This window comes from Halomonas sp. KG2, from assembly GCA_030440445.1.
Taxonomy (GTDB): domain Bacteria; phylum Pseudomonadota; class Gammaproteobacteria; order Pseudomonadales; family Halomonadaceae; genus Vreelandella.
This window is the reverse complement of the sequence record CP098528.1, coordinates 3410376-3430949: the sequence shown is the minus strand read 5'-3', so window position 1 is coordinate 3430949 and position 20574 is coordinate 3410376. Positions and strand designations below refer to the sequence as shown.

The window sequence follows — 20574 nt, the reverse complement described above, 5'->3', positions numbered from 1 at the left end:
GGCCTACAGGGCCGGTAGTTTTTTCTGTTATGAGGCTGCCATGAAAGGCTTTCCCGATGCACGCCCTGAACGCTGGTTGGGCGCGCTGTCACTTATTATTATTTCGTTGATTAGTCTGGGAAATGTGGTCACACGTTACCTGACTGGCGGCTCATTCTCGTTTACCGAAGAATTTTCCGTATTTTTGCTGGTGGTGCTTACCTTCGCAGGGGCATCGGTGGCGCTTAGGCGAAACCGCCATATTCGTATTGGTTTTTTAGAACGGGCGTTACCAGGGCGCTGGCGCAGCGCCCTTATTCTATTTCAAGCTTTGTGCGGGTTAGTCGTTCTGGGCTTGATCACTTGGTATGGTGGAAAGCTAGCCTGGCAAGAGTACCAATGGGAATCGCTATCGCCGGGGTTAGGGCTGCCCCAGTGGTGGTACTTAGTGTGGCTTCCGATATTATCCTTTGCCATGGTATGGCGTCTCGTTCAGCAAACCCGAGATCGATTAAACGGAGGGCTGGATAATGACGCCTGATATTTGGATGATTCTTGCCTTTGCCGGATTTTTGATAGCGGGTGTGCCCGTGGCATTTTCGCTCGCGCTAGCTGGCTCGGTGGGTATTGTGGCTGGGCTTTCGCCAGATATGTTGGCAACGCTGGGTACCAATACCTATAACAGCATTGCCAAGTATCCTTTAATCGCGATACCGCTATTCATACTGACAGGGCTGATTTTTGAGCGCTCTGGTGTGGCGTTACGCTTGGTGCGCTTTGCTCAGGCACTTATTGGGCCTCGTCATGGCGGCCTGGCGTTGGTCGCGGTGCTGGTGTGCATGATTATGGGTGGCATGAGTGGCTCGGGCCCGGCGGATGCGGCGGCAGTGGCCATGGTAATGCTGCCAAGCATGACAAAAGCGGGCTATCCAAAGCCATTTTCCGCAACCCTTATTGCAGCATCGGCATCCACCGCTATCTTAATCCCTCCTTCCGTGGCGCTAATTCTTTACTCGATTGTTGTGCCCGGTGTTGATCTGCGCGCGCTATTTGCCGCAGGACTTTTTCCCGGCATTTTGGCAGGGCTAGCGCTGCTGGTGCCTGCGATGATCGTTGCTAAGCGTTACGGCTGGGAAGGAGCACCGGCAGCAGGCGCTGAAACCCTGACCGTGCGTACGACGTTTAGGCAGGCGTTGCCTGCTTTATTTGCTCCAGTGCTCATTTTAGGGGGGCTGCGCTCAGGCTTATTTACCCCGACAGAAGCCGCCGTCGTAGCGGTTGCCTATGGCACCATTGTGGGGCTGTTTTTGACGAAAGAGCTTTCGTTACGTGACTTATGGGAATTGCTAGGAGAGGCTGCGATTATTTCTGGAGTGGTGATGTTGATTATCGCTCTAGCGGGTATTTTTGCTTGGGCCGGAACAATGCTGGGGACTTTCCGCCATTTGGCAGAGTGGATTATTGGCTTAACAGACAACGGTATTTTGCTGTTGGTGCTGGTCATGCTAGCGGTATTGGTCGCTGGTATGCTGCTTGACGCTATTTCTATCTATCTCATCATGATGCCGGTGCTGATACCCGTTATGCAGCACTTTGAATGGAACCCCGTTTGGTTCGGCATTCTGCTAGCCATGAACATTGCTATTGGTCAATTTACCCCGCCGGTTGCGGTGAATTTAATGGTAACCACAGAGGTTGCCAAAATCCGTTTGGAAGAGACTTTGGGGTGGGCGTTGCTATTTGTTGTGGCGATGGGATGTGCGCTTGCTCTTGTGGCCATTTTTTCAAGTATTGCGCTGTGGTTGCCATCTGTACTTGGTTATAACGTCTAACACACCTATGCCTGACGTCATTCGTCATAAGATGTTCAATCCGCTATACGCTATGCGAATACGGCATGGCTATTAACGGTAACTAAACGTAATTCATCGGTAATCTAAGTTTGTTGTCTGAGCTGCTTGTGGTAGGCAATGTCGTCTATAGTCAGTGCATTGCCTCTAAGCATTAAGTTTATCTGTTAAACAGTAGGACTTAATTGCAAGCACTGGGATGTGTATGGGCGTTATATCGGTAATGACTTGCCGTGTATTTCGCCAAGTATGTTTTTTTTCGCTAAAGTAGTAAGGGTCGGCTGTATTAGTCGGCGTTGATAACAGATTGTCTTGAAAACGTTTTGGCAGAAAAACACCTGAGGGAACCGTTCAGCAGGTGGAGTTAAAGCGTATAACGCTCACAACATCAAGATAAAGAGGTGTGTCCATGAAACGCCATGTATTTTCCACTGCCGCCTTCTCTGGCGCGCTGATTGCGGCCGCTACGTTTGCATCACCGGCGGTTGCACAGGAACGCTTCATCACTATCGGTACCGGTGGCCAAACAGGTGTGTACTACGTAGTTGGTCAGTCGATTTGTCGATTGGTGAACCGTTTGGAAGACGCAGATATCAAATGTAATGCACCTTCCACTGGTGGCTCCGTGGCCAACATCAACGGTATCAAGTCCGGCGAATTGGACATGGGTGTCGCTCAGTCGGATGTTCAGTATCAAGCTTACAATGGTACTGGGAATTTTGAAGGTGAGGCCTATGAAGACCTGCGCGCGGTGTTCCGCGTTCACGGTGAGCCGCTGACTATCCTGGCTCGCGCTGATGCTGACATTAATTCCCTTGATGACTTGGAAGGTAAGCGCGTCAATATCGGCAACCCAGGCTCTGGGCAGCGCAACACCATGGAAGTGGTGATGGGCGCCAAAGGCTGGACCGAGGACTCTTTCTCGTTAGCGTCTCAACTCGATGCCGCCGAAATGGCTGCCGCGCTTGCTGACAACAACATCGACGCGATGGCCTATGTCGTGGGTCACCCCAATGGAGCCATCCAGGAAGCGACCACCACCGTTGATTCGCGTCTGGTGCCTCTCAACGATGAGACAGTTCAGGGCATTGTTGACGAGTTCCCGTACTACTCCATGTCGGTCATTCCAGGTGGATTGTACAAAGGTAATGACGAAGACGTCGAAACTTTCGGCGTCGCAGCAACCTTCGTGACCACTGCGGAAACCGACGAAGACATCATCTACCAGACCGTTAAGGCGGTATTCGATAACTTCGATCGCTTTAAGCGCCTGCACCCGGCCTTCGAGAACCTCGATCCCCAAGACATGGTGACCTCTGGTCTATCGGCGCCACTGCATGAAGGTGCCGCTCGTTACTACCGAGAGCAGGGCTGGATCGAGTAAGTTGGCCAAGCTGAGGTGATTTCGCCTCGATGAGGGAATGCGCGGCCACTTAGAGTGGCCGCGCATTCTGTTTGAGATGCTGTATGGCGTAATGCCAATGGAATCTTTCGTCACTACATACCAGGCAGGGTTAGCTTATGACTGAGGACAAGAACAGGAGCGCGGAATCCGCGGTTGACCTCGAGGATATGGTGGCTTCGAGTGATACTGGGGCTCGCAAGCCAGCGGGCACGCCGGGAAAACTATTGGTTAGCATCGCCGCGGCATGGTCGCTGTTCCAATTGTGGGTCGCCTCCCCATTGCCTTTCGTGGTCGGCTTCGGTGTCTTCAATGCCACCGAGGCTCGTTCCATTCACTTGGCATTCGCGCTATTTTTAGCCTATATGGCCTATCCGGCGCTAAAGCGCTCACCGCGCGACCGCATTCCCATTCAGGATTGGGTATTGGCCTCGGCGGCGGCCTTCTGTGGTGCCTATATGTTCATGTTTTATGAACAGTTGTCGCAACGACCGGGGGCACCGATTCTACAGGATGTGATCATTGGGGTGGCGGGGCTCCTGTTGCTGCTTGAGGCAACACGTCGAGCGCTTGGGCCACCGCTGATGATCATTGCCACGATCTTCATTATCTATTCCCTTGCCGGGCCCTACATGCCAGGCATTCTTTCCCACCGGGGTGTAAGTCTCTTCGGTCTGGTCAACCACCAGTGGCTGACTACCCAGGGGGTATTCGGTATCGCCCTTGGGGTATCGACTAGTTTCGTATTCCTATTTGTGCTGTTCGGAGCCTTACTCGATAAGGCGGGTGCCGGCAACTATTTCATCAAAGTGGCGTTCTCGTTGCTGGGTCACTACAAGGGTGGGCCGGCCAAGGCTGCGGTAGTGGCATCGGGCATGACTGGTCTGATCTCGGGCTCCTCGATCGCCAACGTGGTAACTACGGGTACCTTCACCGTACCGATGATGAAACGCGTCGGTTTTTCCGCCGAAAAGGCGGGTGCTGTCGAAGTCGCCTCCTCTGTTAACGGGCAGATCATGCCGCCCGTGATGGGCGCTGCGGCCTTCCTGATGGTCGAATATGTCGGTATCTCCTATGTGGAGGTCATCAAGCATGCGTTCCTACCTGCACTAATTTCCTACATCGCCTTAATCTATATCGTCCATCTCGAGGCCATGAAGGCTAACCTGCAGGGCCTGCCGACCAGCAATCCTCCCAAGCCGCTGGTGCGCAAGGTGATCGGCTTTTTGGGCGGTTTATTGTTGATGATGGTAACGGCGCTGGTGGTCTATTATGGCTTGGGGTGGTTAAAACCCGTTCTGGGCTCCGCTACGCCTTGGGCGGTGAGTGTGGGCCTGGTGGTGATCTACATCGCACTGCTTAAGGTGGCTGCAGGCTATCCGGAGCTCGAACTCGATGATCCGAATGAGCCGATCTACAAGCTGCCCCAGACTCGGCCGACAGTGATGGTTGGGCTGCAGTTCATTCTGCCAGTGATCGTATTGGTGTGGTGCCTGATGGTGGAGCGCTTGTCACCTGGGCTGTCGGCATTCTGGGCCACGGTGCTCATGGTGTTCATCATTCTGACCCAGCGGCCCATCACGGCAATCTTTCGCGGGCAGAGTGAGATGGCCGAGGATATTCGGGCGGGTGTCCTGGATCTGTGGAGTGGTCTGGTGACTGGTGCCCGCAACATGATCGGCATCGGCATCGCCACCGCGACAGCCGGCATCATCGTTGGCGCGGTTTCCCAGACCGGCGTGGGCTTGGTGCTGGCCGATGTGGTGGAAATCCTCTCTATGGGGAACCTGATGCTGATCCTGCTGCTCACCGCGGTGCTCAGTCTGATCCTCGGCATGGGGCTGCCCACCACCGCCAACTACATTGTGGTGTCGGCTCTTCTCGCCCCGGTGATCGTGCAGCTCGGTGAGCAGAACGGTTTGCTGGTGCCGTTGATCGCCGTTCACCTGTTCGTGTTCTATTTCGGCATTATGGCCGATGTGACACCCCCGGTGGGGCTCGCCTCCTTCGCGGCAGCGGCGGTCTCAGGGGGAGACCCGATACGGACCGGTTTCCAGGCCTTCTATTACAGCTTGCGGACCGCGGCGTTACCGTTTCTGTTCATCTTCAACACTGACCTGCTGCTGATCGACGTGAGCTTCCTGCAGGGTGTCGTTATCTTCATCATATCGACGATCGCGATGCTGATCTTTGCTGCCGGCTCCCAGGGCTTCATGATCGTGCGTAACCGCTGGTACGAATCGATCCTCATGCTGCTGGTCGCCTTCACGTTGTTCCGCCCGGGGTTCTGGATGGACATGATCCATGACCCCTATGAATCGGTGCCGCCGTCACAATTCGTCCAAACGCTGGGTGATGTCGACGAGGAGAGCACGCTACGGCTGCAGATCCGCGGTGAAGATGACTTTGGTGACCCGCTTACCACCTACATGATTCTGCCCGTACCTGAAGGGCAGACGGGTCAGGAGCGCCTGGAGAACTTGGGGCTTGAGCTACTGATCGAGGATGAGCGGGCCGTGGTCGATATGGTGGCCTTCGGCAGCACAGCGGCCGATCTTGGCCTGGATTTCGACCAGGAAATCATCGAGGTGCTGGCACCTGTGGATCGTTGGATCAAGGAGTTGATGTGGATTCCGGCGTTCCTGGTGTTCGGTTTGATCGTGGTTATGCAGCGTCGTCGTCGTAATAATACGTCAGCCACGGCTGCTGCATAAAGGAGGATGCCATGTACAGCAAGATCGTATTGCCGGTGGACCTGAACGAGGAAGCCTCTTGGTCAAAGGCGCTGCCTACGGCCATTACTCTGTGTCAAACTTTTGGAGCTTCACTGCATGTGGTAACAGTGCTCCCGGAGTTCACGATGCCCATGGTAGGGGCCTACTTTCCGAAGAACTTTTCTGAAAAAGCACATGCTGCGTTGAAAGAGGCGCAGCATAAGTTTATTCAGGAACATGTGCCTGAGGAGATTAAGACTCAGAGTGTGATTGTCGACGGCTCGCCATGGGAGGCCATCATTCAGGTAAGTAAAAAGCTAGATGCCGACCTGATTGTCATGGCATCTCACACCAAGCGTAAATTTGTAGACTACGTTCTGGGCCCTAATGCGGAACATGTGGTTCACCATGCCAAGATATCAGTGATGATCGTGCGCTGATCTCAGCACTCGTTGATTGTTAAGCGAACTCCAGGCCATTTGGCCTGGAGTTTTTGTTTGTGGCTATATATTAACGTTGGCTAACGCATCGAATAAATTGGCGTTAATAGCATGAAAGCAGGATTTTTTGTACGCAATGTCGCTAGACAGCCCCACCTTGTCATTGCTCAGCTACATTAAAGGTACGTTAAGCCATTAACCCATGGTTAACGAACTCATGCATGTGGCAACTTTTTCAGGGTATTGGGCAAGTTCGATCTCAACCTGAATGGGGTTTAAAGGCCACCGCTGCATTGGGGTAAATCTAAGGAGTCATGCTATGAATGCAGCTACAACAAAAACGCACGGCCGAGCAGATATGCCTAATGTAAAAATCACTATTAATAAGGTGGGAATGGATCGGCCGCGTGCATGGCTTGCCGCGGGGTTCGAGGACTTTCGTCGTGCAACTGCTATCAGTTTAACCTACGGTATGTTTTGGGTGGGATTAAGCATAGCGATTACAGCGGGTGCAATAACACTCGGCTATTGGTACTGGTTATTACCTATGATCGCTGGGTTTATGTTTGTTGGGCCACTGGTGGCGGTAGGCTCCTATGGCATTAGTCTTGCTCTTGAACGGGGAAGGGTTCCTAACCTTGGCGATGCCTTCGGCAGTTGGCGTCCGCACGCAGGCCAGTTGGCGATGATGGGCGTGATGATGATGATTTTCTTCCTCGCCTGGATTCGCCTTGCAACGCTGCTATTCGCGTTGTTCTTTGGCTTTGAAGTACCTAGTCCAGCAACCCTTTACACATCACTCCTTACTACGCCTGAAGGCTTGGGCATGATTGCAGTAGGTTCAGTGGCGGGCGGTATTCTCGCCTTCGGTGCGTTTGCGATTAGCTCAGTGGCTATCCCAACGCTAATGGATCAAGATCTTACTTTTATGGAGGGTATCGAAGCTAGCGTGCGCTGTGTTGCCAAAAATTTCCGTCCTATGCTGTTGTGGGCTGCTATTTTGACAGGCTGCGTGTTGATTGGTGTGCTTACGTTTTACATTGGCTTGGCACTCATTTTACCCGTTTTAGGCCATGCAACATGGCATGCTTATGAAGAATTGGTGCGCTTTGAACCAGTCGAAAAGCTTGAGACCTAACGGTCAGAAAGTCTTGAAATGTTGAGCCTCAAACGCGTTGCTAAGTAAAAACATACTTAACCTGACTATGTGAAAGAGATAGCGTAACCTTTGCGCTATCTCTTTTTTATCCAGAGTCCTGCCTGTCTTGATAGTTGACAGAAACGGGCCTGTTTTCAAGATATTGTGTCGTGAGGTAAGCGTTGTGAAAGCGTTTTTACTGGGAGGGATTATGCTGTTGCTCAGCATTCCCGTGACGGGTCATATGCGGACAGAGGCCTCCCTCGATATGCCCGAAGGGCCTGTTATTCTCACAGTCAACGGTGACATAACACATTTCAACGCAGCCCAGGGCGCACTCTTTGATCGTGATATGTTACAAGCTTTGCCACAGCACTCCTTTGAAACGGGCACGCCGTGGACTGAGGGCAGTAGTACTTATAGCGGACCGCTGATGCGCACATTACTAGAGCATGTTGGGTTGTCTGGTTCTGAAAATAGCTCTGGAAATAGTTCTGGAAATAGTTCTGGAAATAGCGTTTACGTCTCCGCTTTAAACGGGTTCGAAGCGGAAATACCGATCAGTGATTTTTATAAGTATGATGTGATCCTAGCATTAGAGCGGGACGGGCAAAGCATTCCCATCCGTGAGTACGGCCCTTTGTGGGTACTTTATCCTTTCAGCCAAGATGAGGCTCTTTTAAGTGAAAAAATGCGTTTTAGAGCTGTTTGGCAAGTTATGCAGATAAATGTCCGTTAGTCAGTCTATTTCTCGGGCTCCCCGCCTGCTGCGTTATCCGCGTCGCTTTAAAGTGGTTGCTATGATTACCGTCCTGCTGTTCGCGGCAGCTCTGGTAGTGGCAGCCTTAGCGGCTTGGCGACAGGATAATTTGACACAAAGTTTGAGAGAAGATACGGCCTGGGTGGTATATAAGCTTGATCGCGATGCGATTCAGCTATTCAACCACTTACTTGCGGTCACCCGTGGTCCGATTTCACCTTCCGATCAGGACAATTTAAACCTGCACTTCGAACTACTCTATAGTCGAATGACGCTGTTGCAAGAGGGCGAAGTGAGCCTGCTGTTAGATAATATCAGTATGGCAAAAGCGTTATTAGTTCAAATTCAGCAGCAGCTAGATACGCTAGATCCCATGTTTGAACCTCATGCATCTTTACCTCAGTTGCCGATTGCTGAGCTAGAGGAAGAGCTGTTGGTACTAACTCGACTGACAGAGCGATTTGTTATTGCTATTAATGGTTATCTAGCAGAGTCTGCTACTGAAGAGCGCGTGCTATTAAATATTTTATACAAGCTTTTAATGTCGTTATTGGTGGGAATGAGTTTCGCTGTATTGCTGGTAATTGTGTTTCTAGTGCGTGAAATGCGAGAAAGCGCCTCCGCTCGTCGTGAGCAAGAGCAACTTAGCCATCAACTAGAAATCACTGCCACGCAGGCACAGGCCGCGAATCACGCTAAATCTGACTTTTTAGCAATGGTTAGCCATGAAATTCGCACGCCGCTCAACGGCGTTATTGGTATGAGTGAGTTGCTGCGTGAACCATCTAGCCTTGCGCAAGTAGAAGACTATGCTCGTACGATTCATGACAGCGCTAATCAGTTGTTAGCGATGATCAATGAAATTCTTGATTTTTCAAAGATTGAAGCGGGGCACCTAACGCTTGAAACTGCGCCCACCGCCCTTAAACCACTAGTCGACAGCGTTATATCGCTTTTTGAGCCTCGCGCTAAGGAAAAAGGCCTGCAGTTAACGTTATATGTTGATCCTCTCGTCCCGGCATGGGTAATGATCGATGCCAGCCGATTGCGCCAGATTTTGCTTAACCTCATCACAAACGCTATTAAGTTTACTGACCATGGTAAAGTTAATATACGTATTTATTCCACGGTAAATAGCCTGTTATTTGAAGTTTGTGATACCGGTTGTGGCTTAAATGAGGAGCAACAGGCGTCACTGTTTGAGCCATTTCAACAAGCGGATGAGTCAGTTGCTCGTCGGTTTGGCGGTACTGGGTTAGGTTTGGCGATTTGTAAACGCTTAAGCGAAGCCATGCAAGGACGACTAGGGGTTCGCAGCACTCCTGGGCAGGGCAGCACATTTTGGTGCGAGTTGCCTCTTGTAGAAGCCAGCCCCGTCACCGCTCCATTGCCGCCCGAACCAACGCAGGATTTTACAGGCACATCCTTACTACTTGTGGAAGACAATGCCGTCAATCGTAAAGTTGCCATTGGGCTACTGTCGCGCCTTGGATGTGATGTCGTCTGTGCTGAGAATGGCCAAGATGCTCTGGACATGGTGCAGGCTCAGCAGGTGCACCTTATCTTTATGGATATCCAGCTACCGGATATCGATGGCATCACCGTGACCAAAAGGCTTCGCTCTCAAGGTGGCTGGCTGGCTAACGTGCCGATTGTGGCCATGACGGCTGGCGGCGTGGAAGATGTTCGCCAACGCTGCCTAGCAGCGGGAATGAACGATTACATTACCAAACCGTTATCCTTACTTGCCCTTAGCCATGTGCTGTCACTGCAGCTGTTTACGGCTTCGCGCCCAGACGCCTTATCGGCGTTGCCTTTAGATCAGGAGCAGCAAGAGTTACAGCCACTCCTTAACCGTGCAACACTAGAGTCCCTGGTTATGTCATTGGGAGCTGAAAGTGTTGAACAGGTCATCATGCTTTATTACCAGCAAGTGAGTGATTACTCTGCACAGTTGGCTGCTTACCTAAGCAACGCGGAATTTCTGACAACGGAGCAAGCCAAGCAAGTGGCGCGCTTAGCACATCAGCTGCGCGGCGAATCGCTCGGTGTTGGGGCAGAGCGTTTGGCCGCTGAGGCTAAACGGCTCGAAATAACTGCCAGTAACAGTGCGTCTTCACCGCAAGATTTTACTGAAACCATGAACCTGTTGAGGCAAACCGCTTCGCGAACTCATGCAGCGTTGGAGAAATGGCGCCGTGACGATAGCACCGAAGAATAGCGGTATTCAGATCGCTGCCAGCAACCAGCTAAATCCCTTCCAAGCCGCCGATGAACTGGCTCAGCAGCTAGGTCATGAGCACTTGGGGTTTGTGCTGTTTTTTTGCAGTGCAGAGTATCCGTTAGAGGAACTAGCAGCTGCCCTTGGTGGTGCGTTTGATAAGGTGCCGATGAGTGGTTGCACGACGGCGGGCGAGATTACACCGCAAGGCTATGACCGAGGCTCTGTGGTTGCGATAGGTTTTGATAGTCGCGTGTTTGCAATTGAAACCGCACTGGTAGACGACCTTGAACACTTTGACCTTAGCCGCGCACAACCGCTTGTCGATACCTTGCTGGAGCGTTGTCGACAGCAGGCGGTTGCACCGGTGAACGAGCATAGCTTTGCCCTCACGTTACTAGATGGTTTGTCCAGCCGTGAAGAACAGGTATTAGCAACCTTAGATGCTGCTCTTGGCCGTATTCCCAGCTTTGGCGGCTCGGCCGGTGATGATAATCACCTTACCCATACCCATGTTTATGCGAATGGGCATTTTCATACCCGCGCCGCCGTGGTGGTAATGCTTAACACGCGGCTTCCGTTTGAGGTGTTTTCTACCCATCATCTTGAACCGCTTGCCCATAAATTGGTGGTAACAGAGGCTGACCGGGAGCAGCGCCGAGTGCTAGAGCTCAACGGGTTACCTGCTGCTGACGTGTATGCAGCGTTAGTCGGCTGTTCTGTTGATGCGCTATCGCCATCCATTTTTGCCCAGCACCCGCTGGCAGTTTATATCGGCGGTCAACACTATATTCGTTCAATACAACGCGTGAATGAAGATGCTAGCCTAACGTTTTACTGTGCGGTAGAAACGGGCATTGTGCTCACCGCGATGCGGCCTGCGCCGTTACTCTTGGATCTAGAGGTGATGCTACAGCGCGTGCAACAACGCCTGGGGGCAACACCTTCGATTATAGGCTGTGATTGTTTCTTAAGGCGTATGGCGCTTGAGTCTTTGCAACAGCTGGATCAGGCGTCAGCGCTGCTTCGTCAGGCACGAGTGGTGGGGTTTAATACCTACGGCGAACATCATCATGGCATGCACGTAAATCAAACCTTTACGGGGGTGGCTTTTGGCGCTCTTCCAACTAGCGGCGGATAGCAATACTGCGGCGGATAATGCCACGCTGCGCGAGGAAAACCGCCGTTTGCGTAAGGTTTGCCAGGCACTGATGGAGCGTGTGGAGTCCGGAGCAAGCCCTAACAGCGCTCCCTATGCAGCGTTTGAGCGCTCGGTACTGCTAGCAGAGCAAGTACGCGAACGCACCGATGCACTTCACCGCACATTAGATGAACTTAGCCAAGTGAATGCACGGCTGCTGGCGGCGAATGCCGAAGCGGAGGCGGCCAACCTTTCTAAAACGAAATTTTTAGCGGCGGTTAGTCATGATCTGCTTCAACCGTTAAACGCCGCACGGTTATTCGCCAGTGCCTTAGAAACGCATGCGCTCCCCGAGGCCTCCCAGGCTTTAGTAGGCCACATAGGGCGTTCGTTAAAAGATGTCGAAGGGCTTTTAGGTACATTGGTGGATATCTCCCGCCTGGATGCTGGCGTGCTTCACGCGGATAAAGCACCGTTTGCGGTAAGCACACTGCTAGATGCCTTGGCCGAAGAGTATCGGCAAGTGGCCGCCGTACGTGGGCTGACGCTTCACTATGTGCCGTCGAGTGTGGTGGTCGAATCTGATCTAGCGCTGCTGGCGCGTGTCGTGCGCAACTTCCTCAGCAATGCTGTGCGCTATACCGAACATGGTCACTTACTGCTTGGCTGTCGACGACGCGCCAACGGTCTTGAAATTATGGTGGGCGATACTGGGCCGGGGATACCAGAGCCACAGCGTCAGGCGATTTTTCTAGAGTTTCGCCGCGCCAACCAGTCCCAAAGTGGCCACAGCCGAGGGCTTGGATTAGGACTGGCAATCGTAGATCGTATCAGCACTATGTTAGAGCACCCTGTGTCGCTGACTTCACAGCTTGGGCGTGGCTCGCTTTTTTCTGTGCTGGTCCCTTTCTCTGTGCCAGTACCTAATGCAGCCCCAAGCGCGGGCGCATCGCCCGTTGCGTACGCGCCAAAAGCGTTGCCTGGATCTGATCGTTGGCAGCACGATCCGCTACAAGGCTGTGTCATTTGGGTGATTGATGATGATCCCGCGATTATAGAAGGAATGCAGGCGTTGCTGGGCAGTTGGGGGTGTCGGGTGAGGGCAGCCGCTACGGTGAGTGCGCTGGAAGCAGCGAGTGACGGTGAGCGCCCGGCCGTACTCTTGGTGGATTATCACCTGGGTGACCACCGTGAAAATGGCATCGATCTGGCTGCAAGATTGCGTCGACGCTATCCAGGGTTAGCCACCGTGGTCATCACTGCTAACCATGAGGCAGCCCTGAAACGGGCCACCCGGGAAGCGGGTATGCACTGTTTGTTAAAGCCGCTTAAGCCTCTTCGCTTAAAGATGCTGCTGGGAACGCTCTTAGAGAATTCCACTTAACGGGAAGTCGGCGGCTAGGTGGAAGAGGTTCGTTTGGCAAGATAAGCGCCTAGCTCCTCTTCACCTGCGATAACGATGGCATGTACTCTACTTGTTGCACCTAGCTTGCGTAAAATAGCTGAGACATGCGTTTTAACGGTAGTTTCAGCGATGAACAGTTCTCGTGCGATTTGTTTATTGGACATCCCCTGAGCCATGCAAGCCAATACATCTAACTGCTTGTCGGTTAAGCGTATTAGCCGTTCGCGGGACACCTCCGACGAAGGCGTCAACGCTGATGACTCCATGCGCGGGGGCGGCTGGCGCATAATATCTGCAGGCAGATAAAGTTGCCCCTGAAGAATTTGGTTGAGTGCTGCTAACAGCTGCTCTCGGGGGGTTGATTTCGGAATATAGCCCACGGCACCTTGGGTAATGGCATCTAACACCAACTGGCGCTCCTGATGTGCCGAGACAATGGCGACGGGAAGCCATGGAAATCTTTCTCGAAGTATTGTCAGACCCTCTAGCCCATCGGCATCGGGCAGGCTTAAATCGAGCAACAGCAGATCAAGCTCATCGTGGGTGCCTATCGTGTGAATAGCCGCCGCCAAACTGTCCGACTCCAGCAGTTGAGTATCTGTTAAACCAGCGCTAATCACCGCGTGTAGTGCTTCGCGAAACAGCGGATGGTCATCTGCCACTAGCAACGAGTACATGGCGTCTCCTACCAAGGGATGAGGGTGCGTCCTGCCATCGGGCTATATCGTAAATGGCGTGTGTGGCTAACACTGGGTAGGCACCTTATTTAATAATCATAATACTCAGGAGCTTTACCATGATCTACGCCAACCCGGGTGATGCTGGTTCCGTTGTGTCCTTTGAAAAACGCTTTGGCAACTATATCGGCGGTGAGTTTGTTCCCCCGGTCAACGGCCAGTACTTTGATAATATCAGTCCTGTTAACGGCCAAGTATTCTGCGAAATTCCCCGCTCTAGCGCTGAAGACATTGAGAAAGCGCTAGATGCAGCTCACAAAGCAGCGCCTGCCTGGGGTAAAACCTCCGTTCAAGAGCGCAGTAACATCCTACTTAAGATTGCCGACCGCCTCGAGCAAAACCTTGAAATGCTGGCTGTCGCAGAAACGTGGGATAACGGAAAAGCGGTTCGTGAAACCCTGAATGCGGATATTCCGCTGGCTGTTGACCACTTCCGTTACTTTGCTGGCTGCCTGCGTTCACAAGAAGGTACGGCTGCGGATATCGATGCTAACACTGTTGCCTACCACTTCCATGAGCCGCTGGGCGTTGTTGGTCAAATTATTCCCTGGAACTTCCCGATTCTAATGGCTGCTTGGAAACTTGGCCCTGCCCTTGCCGCGGGTAACTGCGTCATACTGAAGCCAGCTGAGCAAACTCCTGCCTCGATATTGAAAGTTATGGAGGTGATTGGCGACCTGCTGCCCCCCGGCGTGCTAAACGTCGTTAATGGATTTGGCGCAGAAGCAGGCCAAGCACTCGCCACCAGCAAGCGTATTGCCAAAATTGCCTTTACCGGTTCGACGCCGGTTGGCTCGCATATTCTTAAATGTGCCGCAGAAAATATTATCCCCTCGACAGTGGAGCTGGGTGGTAAATCGCCCAATATCTATTTTGCTGACATCATGAACGCCGAGCCGACGTTTATTGATAAAGCCGTCGAAGGCTTAGTGCTGGCATTCTTCAACCAAGGCGAAGTATGTACCTGTCCTTCTCGTGCGTTGATTCAAGAGAGCATGTACGACGAGTTTATGGCCAAGGTGGTTGAGCGGACTAAAACCATCAAGCGCGGTAACCCGCTGGATACCGACGTGCAGGTTGGTGCTCAGGCGTCACAAGAGCAGTTCGATAAAATCATGTCGTACATGGACATCGCACGCGACGAAGGCGCCGAGTTCCTTGCTGGCGGTGATAAAGAGAGCCTGGATGACAGCATCAATGGCGGCTACTACATCCAGCCGACACTGCTCAAAGGCAACAACAAGATGCGCGTCTTCCAGGAAGAGATTTTTGGACCTGTGGTCGCTGTTACCACCTTCAAAGATGAAGAAGAAGCGCTCGCTATTGCCAACGATACCGAGTTCGGCCTGGGTGCTGGCGTATGGAGCCGTGACATCAACGTCGCCTTCCGTATGGGGCGTGGCATTCAAGCAGGTCGCGTATGGACCAACTGCTATCACCAGTACCCTGCCCATGCTGCGTTTGGCGGTTATAAGAAATCAGGCGTAGGTCGCGAAACCCATAAAGTGGCGCTTGAGCACTATCAGCAAACTAAGAACCTGCTAGTGAGTTACGATATTAACCCGCTAGGTTTCTTCTAATACGCTATTCTGCAGTGATCTCGCCCGGCCATTGCCGGGCGTTTTGCTACTCCCCTGACGCTTACTGTAACGATAAGAGCAACCACAAGTTGCCACATCGACAACCATCAGGAGTTGCATCATGGATAACACAATGCGGGCGGCAGTCGTACGTGAGTTCGGCCAGCCACTAGCGATAGAAGAAGTAAACGTGCCTCGTCCCAAGCGGGGAGAGGTGCTGATGAAGGTAGCGGCCTCTGGAGTTTGCCACACTGATTTACACGCAGCACACGGCGATTGGCCGGTAAAACCCTCGCCACCGTTTATTCCAGGGCACGAAGGCGTTGGGCATATTGTGGCGGTGGGTGACGGCGTTACCCATGTCAAAGAGGGCGATCGTATCGGTGTGCCTTGGCTGTACTCAGCCTGTGGTTACTGTGAACACTGTTTAGGCGGCTGGGAAACCCTGTGTGAATCTCAGCAAAATACCGGTTATTCGGTCAACGGCGGGTTTGCCGACTATACCTTGGCGGATGCGGGCTATGTAGGGCGTCTGCCGGACGCCGTTGATTTCATCGAAATAGCCCCGGTTCTGTGTGCCGGAGTAACGGTTTATAAAGGCTTGAAAATGACCGATACCCGCCCCGGCCAGTGGGTGGTTATTTCAGGCGTTGGTGGCCTGGGGCATATGGCGGTGCAGTACGCGAAAGCGATGGGGCTGAACGTCGCGGCTGTTGATATTGACGACGGTAAATTAGCCCTAGCCGAACGGCTAGGTGCCACGGTGACGGTTAACGCGATGAAAACCGACCCGGCGGCGTATCTGAAGAAAACCATTGGTGGTGCCCATGGGGCACTGGTCACAGCGGTATCGCCAAAGGCGTTTGATCAAGCGCAAAACATGCTGCGCCGTGGTGGCACTCTGGTGCTCAATGGCTTGCCGCCGGGTGACTTCCCACTGCCGATCTTCAGCACGGTGCTTAACGGTATTACCATTCGTGGCTCTATCGTGGGGACGCGCAGTGACCTTCAAGAAGCGCTGGATTTCGCCGCCGAAGGCAAAGTCAAAGCGACTGTGGCGACTGACACGCTAGACAATATCAACGACGTCTTCCAACGTATGATCGACGGCAAGATAGAAGGCCGTATTGTGCTGGATATGGCGAGCTGAGCGAGCAAGTGGGGGAGACGATAGCTCCCCCTTTTATTCCCTGCCGTCTATTCAATATCTACTGAATCTTTCTTTTCCAACCAGCGTTGTGCCATACGCTCGGCGTGGGCAAGATTGCTCACGACCGCTAATTTGCCCACTTCACGCTTAATGCCCGCGCGTTTAATTTTGAGTGCCAGGCGCGGCTGCAGCCCAACAAACATCACTCCTACGCCTTGTTCGCTCAGCTCACGACGCAACGTATCTAACGCCACCATGGCCGTGGTATCCAGACTGGGAACTTCGCGCACATCCAGAACGATAATTCGCACGCTGTGATCAATCACTCTTAGCGTGGCAATCGCCTTTTCAGCGGCACCGAAAAATAGTGGACCGTGAATTTTGTAAAGGGCGACTTCCGGTGGGAAGTGCGCGTCTTTATCGGGTGTGTCTAAGCGTTGAGTGTGGGTCAACTGGGCCATGCGGCGAATAAACAACGCGGCGGCCAAGCCAATACCGACAGCCACCGCAATCACCATGTCAAAAAGTACCGTTAGCCCAAAGCAGATCACCAGCACCCACACATCGCTAGCGGGGGCACTTTTCAGTGTATGCACAAAGTGTCGTGCCTCGCTCATATTCCAGGCGATGATAAATAGTAGCGCAGCCAGGGCCGCCATAGGCACATGTCCCAGAACGCCTGCCAGCGCGACTACCGCGAGTAGCACCACCAGCGAATGCACGACTGCGGCGATAGGTGAGAAGGCGCCGCTTTTGATGTTGGTCGCTGTGCGGGCAAGCGCTGCTGTGGCGGTAATGCCGCCAAAGAAGGGCACGATTAAGTTGCCCAGCCCCTGACCAATCAGTTCAGCATTAGGGTCATGTCGAGTGCGGGTTAGGCCATCTGCCACGACGGCGCAGAGCAGTGATTCAATGGCCGCCAGTAACGCGATGGCTAGCGCTGGGCCAAGCAGCGCTTGAATTAGCGCGAAGTTAATCTCAAGCGGTGCACCGTCAGCGCCAGGAAAGTGCCAGGGTGCAGCAACGCTAGGTGCAAAGGGTGGAATGCCGCTACCGCTTTCACCTTGGAACTCCCAGCTAAACCGTGAGGCAATCGTGTCGACTTCAACGCCACTCATTACTAGTAGTGCGGCAGCTAGGGTACCTACCGTCAAGCCAACTAGTGGCGCAGGTATCGGGGTATTCAATCTGGGCCAGATTAACAGCGTTGCCAAGGTAACAACTCCCACGCTGATTTCTGCGGGGGAAAGGCTGGGGAGCGCTTGGCCAATCAGCACTAGGTTATGCAGGGTACTATCGCCTAGCTCTACTCCGGCCAAGCCAAGAAAGTCAGGTAGTTGTAGGAGCGCAATGACTACCCCGATGCCCGCCGTAAAGCCGAGGATAACCGGGTAGGGCACGTACTGAATCAGACTGCCTAACCGAGAAAGCCCCAGTGCGACCAAAATGGCGCCCGCCATCAGTGTGGCAATCAGCAGTCCGCCCAGGCCATGGTTGGCGACAATAGGAAATAGAATTACCACAAAGGCAGCGGTGGGGCCGGAAATGTTAAAACGCGAGCCACCCGTCAAAGCGATCACTGCACCCGCGACAATCGCAGTATAAAGCCCGTGTTGGGGCGGCACGCCAGTAGCAATCGCCAACGCCATAGAAAGTGGGACGGCTACCACACCAATCGTCAGCCCCGCCATGACATCACGCTTCAATTTGGCAAGCGTGTACCCCTCGCGCCAAGCGCTGAGTAGTGCACTGCCCGGTACTGGAAAGGCGTACCCCGAAGGTCGATGAGCGCGGGCCATCAGGCAAGTCTCCTAATAAAGTTGAAAAACAAGCAAGTGGGAAAACAAGGTTTTACGTTACGCCTGCTCAGTGATTCTCACAATATGGCGTTAGTTGTGAGAAGCGTCATCAGGGCGTTTTTCGGGCATAAAAAAATCCCAGCACGTAGGCTGGGATTTCTCTTTTCACTTAAAGACTTACGCCGTTACATCTGGGAATCTTCGGGCGGTTCGCCGATGGTGCCTGGCATTGCTTGCACATGGCCCATCTGTTGACCTGCCAGAGTAAGGAAGTGTAGATGGCGTTCGTACTCTGCCACGAGATCACCAATCACTTGACCACGGGTATAGCCGTTCAGGTCTTTATCTTGACCGCCTTCAGCTAAGTACACGTCCAAGCGGACATAGAAGTCATCATCCGCAGGTATAAAGCTGGGTGTACGCATACGGTGCGGACATACTTGATAGACAAAGCTAGTGGCATCGCCCAGGTCAACCTGCAGCGTAAGATTGGGAAGCGACTCACCATCAAGATGCTCTTCGGTAACGTTGGCGGTTTGGCCACGGCTTTCAAGTTCTTGGGCAAATTGCGTCATCGCTGGGCGAATAGAGTGCTGAATGGTTGCTGCGGCACCCGCACGGTTAGAGGTATCCAGCGCACGATCCAGACGCTCGCGCCAGTCGCCGCCGGGTGCGCCACCGGCAATCATGCGACGTGCGTCGGCCTTGCTGCCTTCCAGTTTCAGGGCTTTATACATTCCCACCATGACTGCGAAAATCACCAATGAGAAAGGCAGGGCGGTAATCACCACGGCACTTTGCAGAGCGTTTAAGCCGCCAGCCATTAACAGGGCGATGGTGATTAAGCCAATCACTGCCGACCAGAAAATACGTAGACGGATCGGCGCATCGTGGTTAACGTCACTCAAAATAGACGTAAAGTTGGCCAGTACCAGCGCACCGGAGTCCGCAGAGGTAATAAAGAACACAATCCCTAGTACCGTTACTACGGCTGCAGTAAGGCCTGCGTAAGGGTAGTACTCAAGCAGTGTATAAAGCGTGGTTTGCGGAGTGTTGAGTGCCTGCTCACCCAGCTCGACCACACCTTGGTTGGCCACCAGCTCAATGCCGCTGTTACCGAACACCGACATCCATACCATCATAAAGGCCAGCGGAATAAACAACGCTCCAGCGACAAATTCGCGGATGGTACGGCCACGTGAAATACGTGCCAAGAAAAGACCGACAAACGGTGTCCAGGCAATCCACCAGCCCCAGAAGAAGATCGTCCACCACATTTTCCACTCTTGGGCGCCTTCGTCAGCAAACGCGTAGGTGTCAAAGCTGGCACCCACAAAGCCGGAAAGGTAGTCACCAGCGTTATTGACCACTTTATCTAGTAGGACCAGGGTATCGCCTGAAAAGAGTACAAATAGCATTAGGGCTAGCGCGAGCAGCATGTTGAACTCAGAAAGACGGCGAATGCCTTTCTCGACGCCAGTCACCACGGATATGGTTGCCAACACCACGACCAGGACGATCAAAATCACCTGCACGGTGAGGGTTTCGGGCACACCAAACATGTAGGTGAGGCCGTAATTGAGCTGCATCACCCCAATACCCAGACTAGTGGCGATACCGAACACGGTGGAGATTACGGCGGTGATGTCTACGGCGTTACCGATTGGCCCGTGGATACGCTTGCCCAAAATTGGGTAGAGCGCGCTACGAATCGCTAGTGGCAAGCGATGGCGGTAACTAAAGTAGGCCAGCGCCATACCCATCAGCACGTACAGCCCCCAGCCGGAAAGCCCCCAGTGCAGATAGGTTTGAACGACGGCCTGACGCATGGCCTCTTGGCTTTCAGGCGCTAGATCAGGTGGTGCCAGATAGTGGGCGACCGGTTCAGCCACGCTGAAAAACAGCAGGTCAATACCGATACCTGCAGCAAACAGCATGGCTGACCACGATAGCAGCGAAAACTCAGGTCGTGAGTGATCTGGGCCAAGGCGAATGCTGCCAAAGCGCGACATGCCAATAATCACCACAAATACCAGATAAGCCACAATCGCCAGCATGTAGTACCAGCCGAACGTTTTACTTACCCAGGCAAGCCCAGCATCGAAGAAAGCGCCAGCCTGTTCGGTAAACAGCATGGTAAGAACTAAGAAAAGGAGAATTCCCGCCACACTCCCGTGGAAAACCACGGGATTGAGGCGGTCGCGTGAGGGGAGGTTGAGGTTGTCTTTCGCCATGGAGGCGGACTCCTGTTGTTAAGA

General features: G+C 53.1%; 15 protein-coding genes. 12 read left to right on the top strand and 3 right to left on the bottom strand.

Going from position 1 to position 20574, the window contains the following annotated elements; translation table 11 throughout:
• Nucleotides 1-40 precede the first annotated feature (40 nt).
• From NDQ72_15965 to NDQ72_15920, 10 genes are all read left to right on the top strand, one after another.
• Nucleotides 41-520: a TRAP transporter small permease gene (locus NDQ72_15965; protein WKD27532.1), complete on the top strand. Its 480-nt coding sequence runs from the start codon at nt 41-43 to the stop codon at nt 518-520.
• On the top strand, nt 510-1811 hold the full coding sequence (locus tag NDQ72_15960) for a TRAP transporter large permease (GenBank protein WKD27531.1): 1302 nt from the start codon (nt 510-512) through the stop codon (nt 1809-1811). Before NDQ72_15965 ends, NDQ72_15960 begins: the two co-directional genes overlap by 11 nt.
• A 427-nt stretch (nt 1812-2238) precedes the next feature.
• A complete protein-coding gene (locus tag NDQ72_15955; GenBank protein WKD27530.1) occupies nt 2239-3213 on the top strand; it encodes a TAXI family TRAP transporter solute-binding subunit in 975 nt (324 codons plus the stop codon).
• 137 nt (nt 3214-3350) lie between these two features.
• On the top strand, nt 3351-5945 hold the full coding sequence (locus NDQ72_15950; GenBank protein ID WKD27529.1) for a TRAP transporter permease: 2595 nt from the start codon (nt 3351-3353) through the stop codon (nt 5943-5945).
• An 11-nt stretch (nt 5946-5956) separates the two neighbouring features.
• The gene (locus NDQ72_15945) at nt 5957-6385 is read left to right on the top strand and encodes a universal stress protein (GenBank protein WKD27528.1); all 429 of its coding nucleotides are present in this window, start codon (nt 5957-5959) and stop codon (nt 6383-6385) included.
• A gap of 319 nt (nt 6386-6704) precedes the next feature.
• A complete protein-coding gene (locus NDQ72_15940; protein WKD27527.1) occupies nt 6705-7523 on the top strand; it encodes a DUF2189 domain-containing protein in 819 nt (272 codons plus the stop codon).
• A 184-nt stretch (nt 7524-7707) separates the two neighbouring features.
• A complete protein-coding gene (locus tag NDQ72_15935) occupies nt 7708-8262 on the top strand; it encodes a molybdopterin-dependent oxidoreductase (GenBank protein WKD27526.1) in 555 nt (184 codons plus the stop codon).
• On the top strand, nt 8252-10504 hold the full coding sequence (locus NDQ72_15930; protein WKD27525.1) for an ATP-binding protein: 2253 nt from the start codon (nt 8252-8254) through the stop codon (nt 10502-10504). The genes NDQ72_15935 and NDQ72_15930 overlap by 11 nt, the downstream gene beginning before the upstream one ends.
• Nucleotides 10482-11645 (top strand): FIST C-terminal domain-containing protein, encoded by a 1164-nt coding sequence (locus NDQ72_15925; protein WKD27524.1) that lies wholly within the window; start codon nt 10482-10484, stop codon nt 11643-11645. The genes NDQ72_15930 and NDQ72_15925 overlap by 23 nt, the downstream gene beginning before the upstream one ends.
• Complete coding sequence (locus NDQ72_15920) at nt 11617-13029, top strand: hybrid sensor histidine kinase/response regulator (protein WKD27523.1); 1413 nt, start codon at nt 11617-11619, stop codon at nt 13027-13029. The genes NDQ72_15925 and NDQ72_15920 overlap by 29 nt, the downstream gene beginning before the upstream one ends.
• 14 nt (nt 13030-13043) lie before the next feature.
• Here NDQ72_15920 and NDQ72_15915 read toward each other — a convergent pair whose 3' ends face one another.
• Nucleotides 13044-13727 carry a response regulator transcription factor gene (locus NDQ72_15915; GenBank protein ID WKD27522.1) on the bottom strand — a complete coding sequence of 228 codons (684 nt, stop codon included), beginning with the start codon at nt 13725-13727 and terminating at the stop codon, nt 13044-13046.
• A 119-nt stretch (nt 13728-13846) separates the two neighbouring features.
• On the opposite strand from NDQ72_15915, the gene NDQ72_15910 reads away from it, so the two are divergent.
• Nucleotides 13847-15367, top strand: coding sequence for an aldehyde dehydrogenase (locus NDQ72_15910; protein WKD27521.1), 1521 nt, complete (start codon nt 13847-13849; stop codon nt 15365-15367).
• Between the two features lie 121 nt (nt 15368-15488).
• Nucleotides 15489-16517: an alcohol dehydrogenase AdhP gene (adhP, locus tag NDQ72_15905; GenBank protein WKD27520.1), complete on the top strand. Its 1029-nt coding sequence runs from the start codon at nt 15489-15491 to the stop codon at nt 16515-16517.
• A 47-nt stretch (nt 16518-16564) separates the two neighbouring features.
• Here the strand turns inward: adhP and dauA are convergent, their stop codons facing one another.
• Both dauA and betT read right to left on the bottom strand, forming a co-directional pair.
• Nucleotides 16565-18316: a C4-dicarboxylic acid transporter DauA gene (dauA, locus tag NDQ72_15900; protein WKD27519.1), complete on the bottom strand. Its 1752-nt coding sequence runs from the start codon at nt 18314-18316 to the stop codon at nt 16565-16567.
• A gap of 185 nt (nt 18317-18501) precedes the next feature.
• Nucleotides 18502-20550 carry a choline BCCT transporter BetT gene (betT, locus tag NDQ72_15895; GenBank protein ID WKD27518.1) on the bottom strand — a complete coding sequence of 683 codons (2049 nt, stop codon included), beginning with the start codon at nt 20548-20550 and terminating at the stop codon, nt 18502-18504.
• Between the last annotated feature and the right edge of the window lie 24 nt (nt 20551-20574).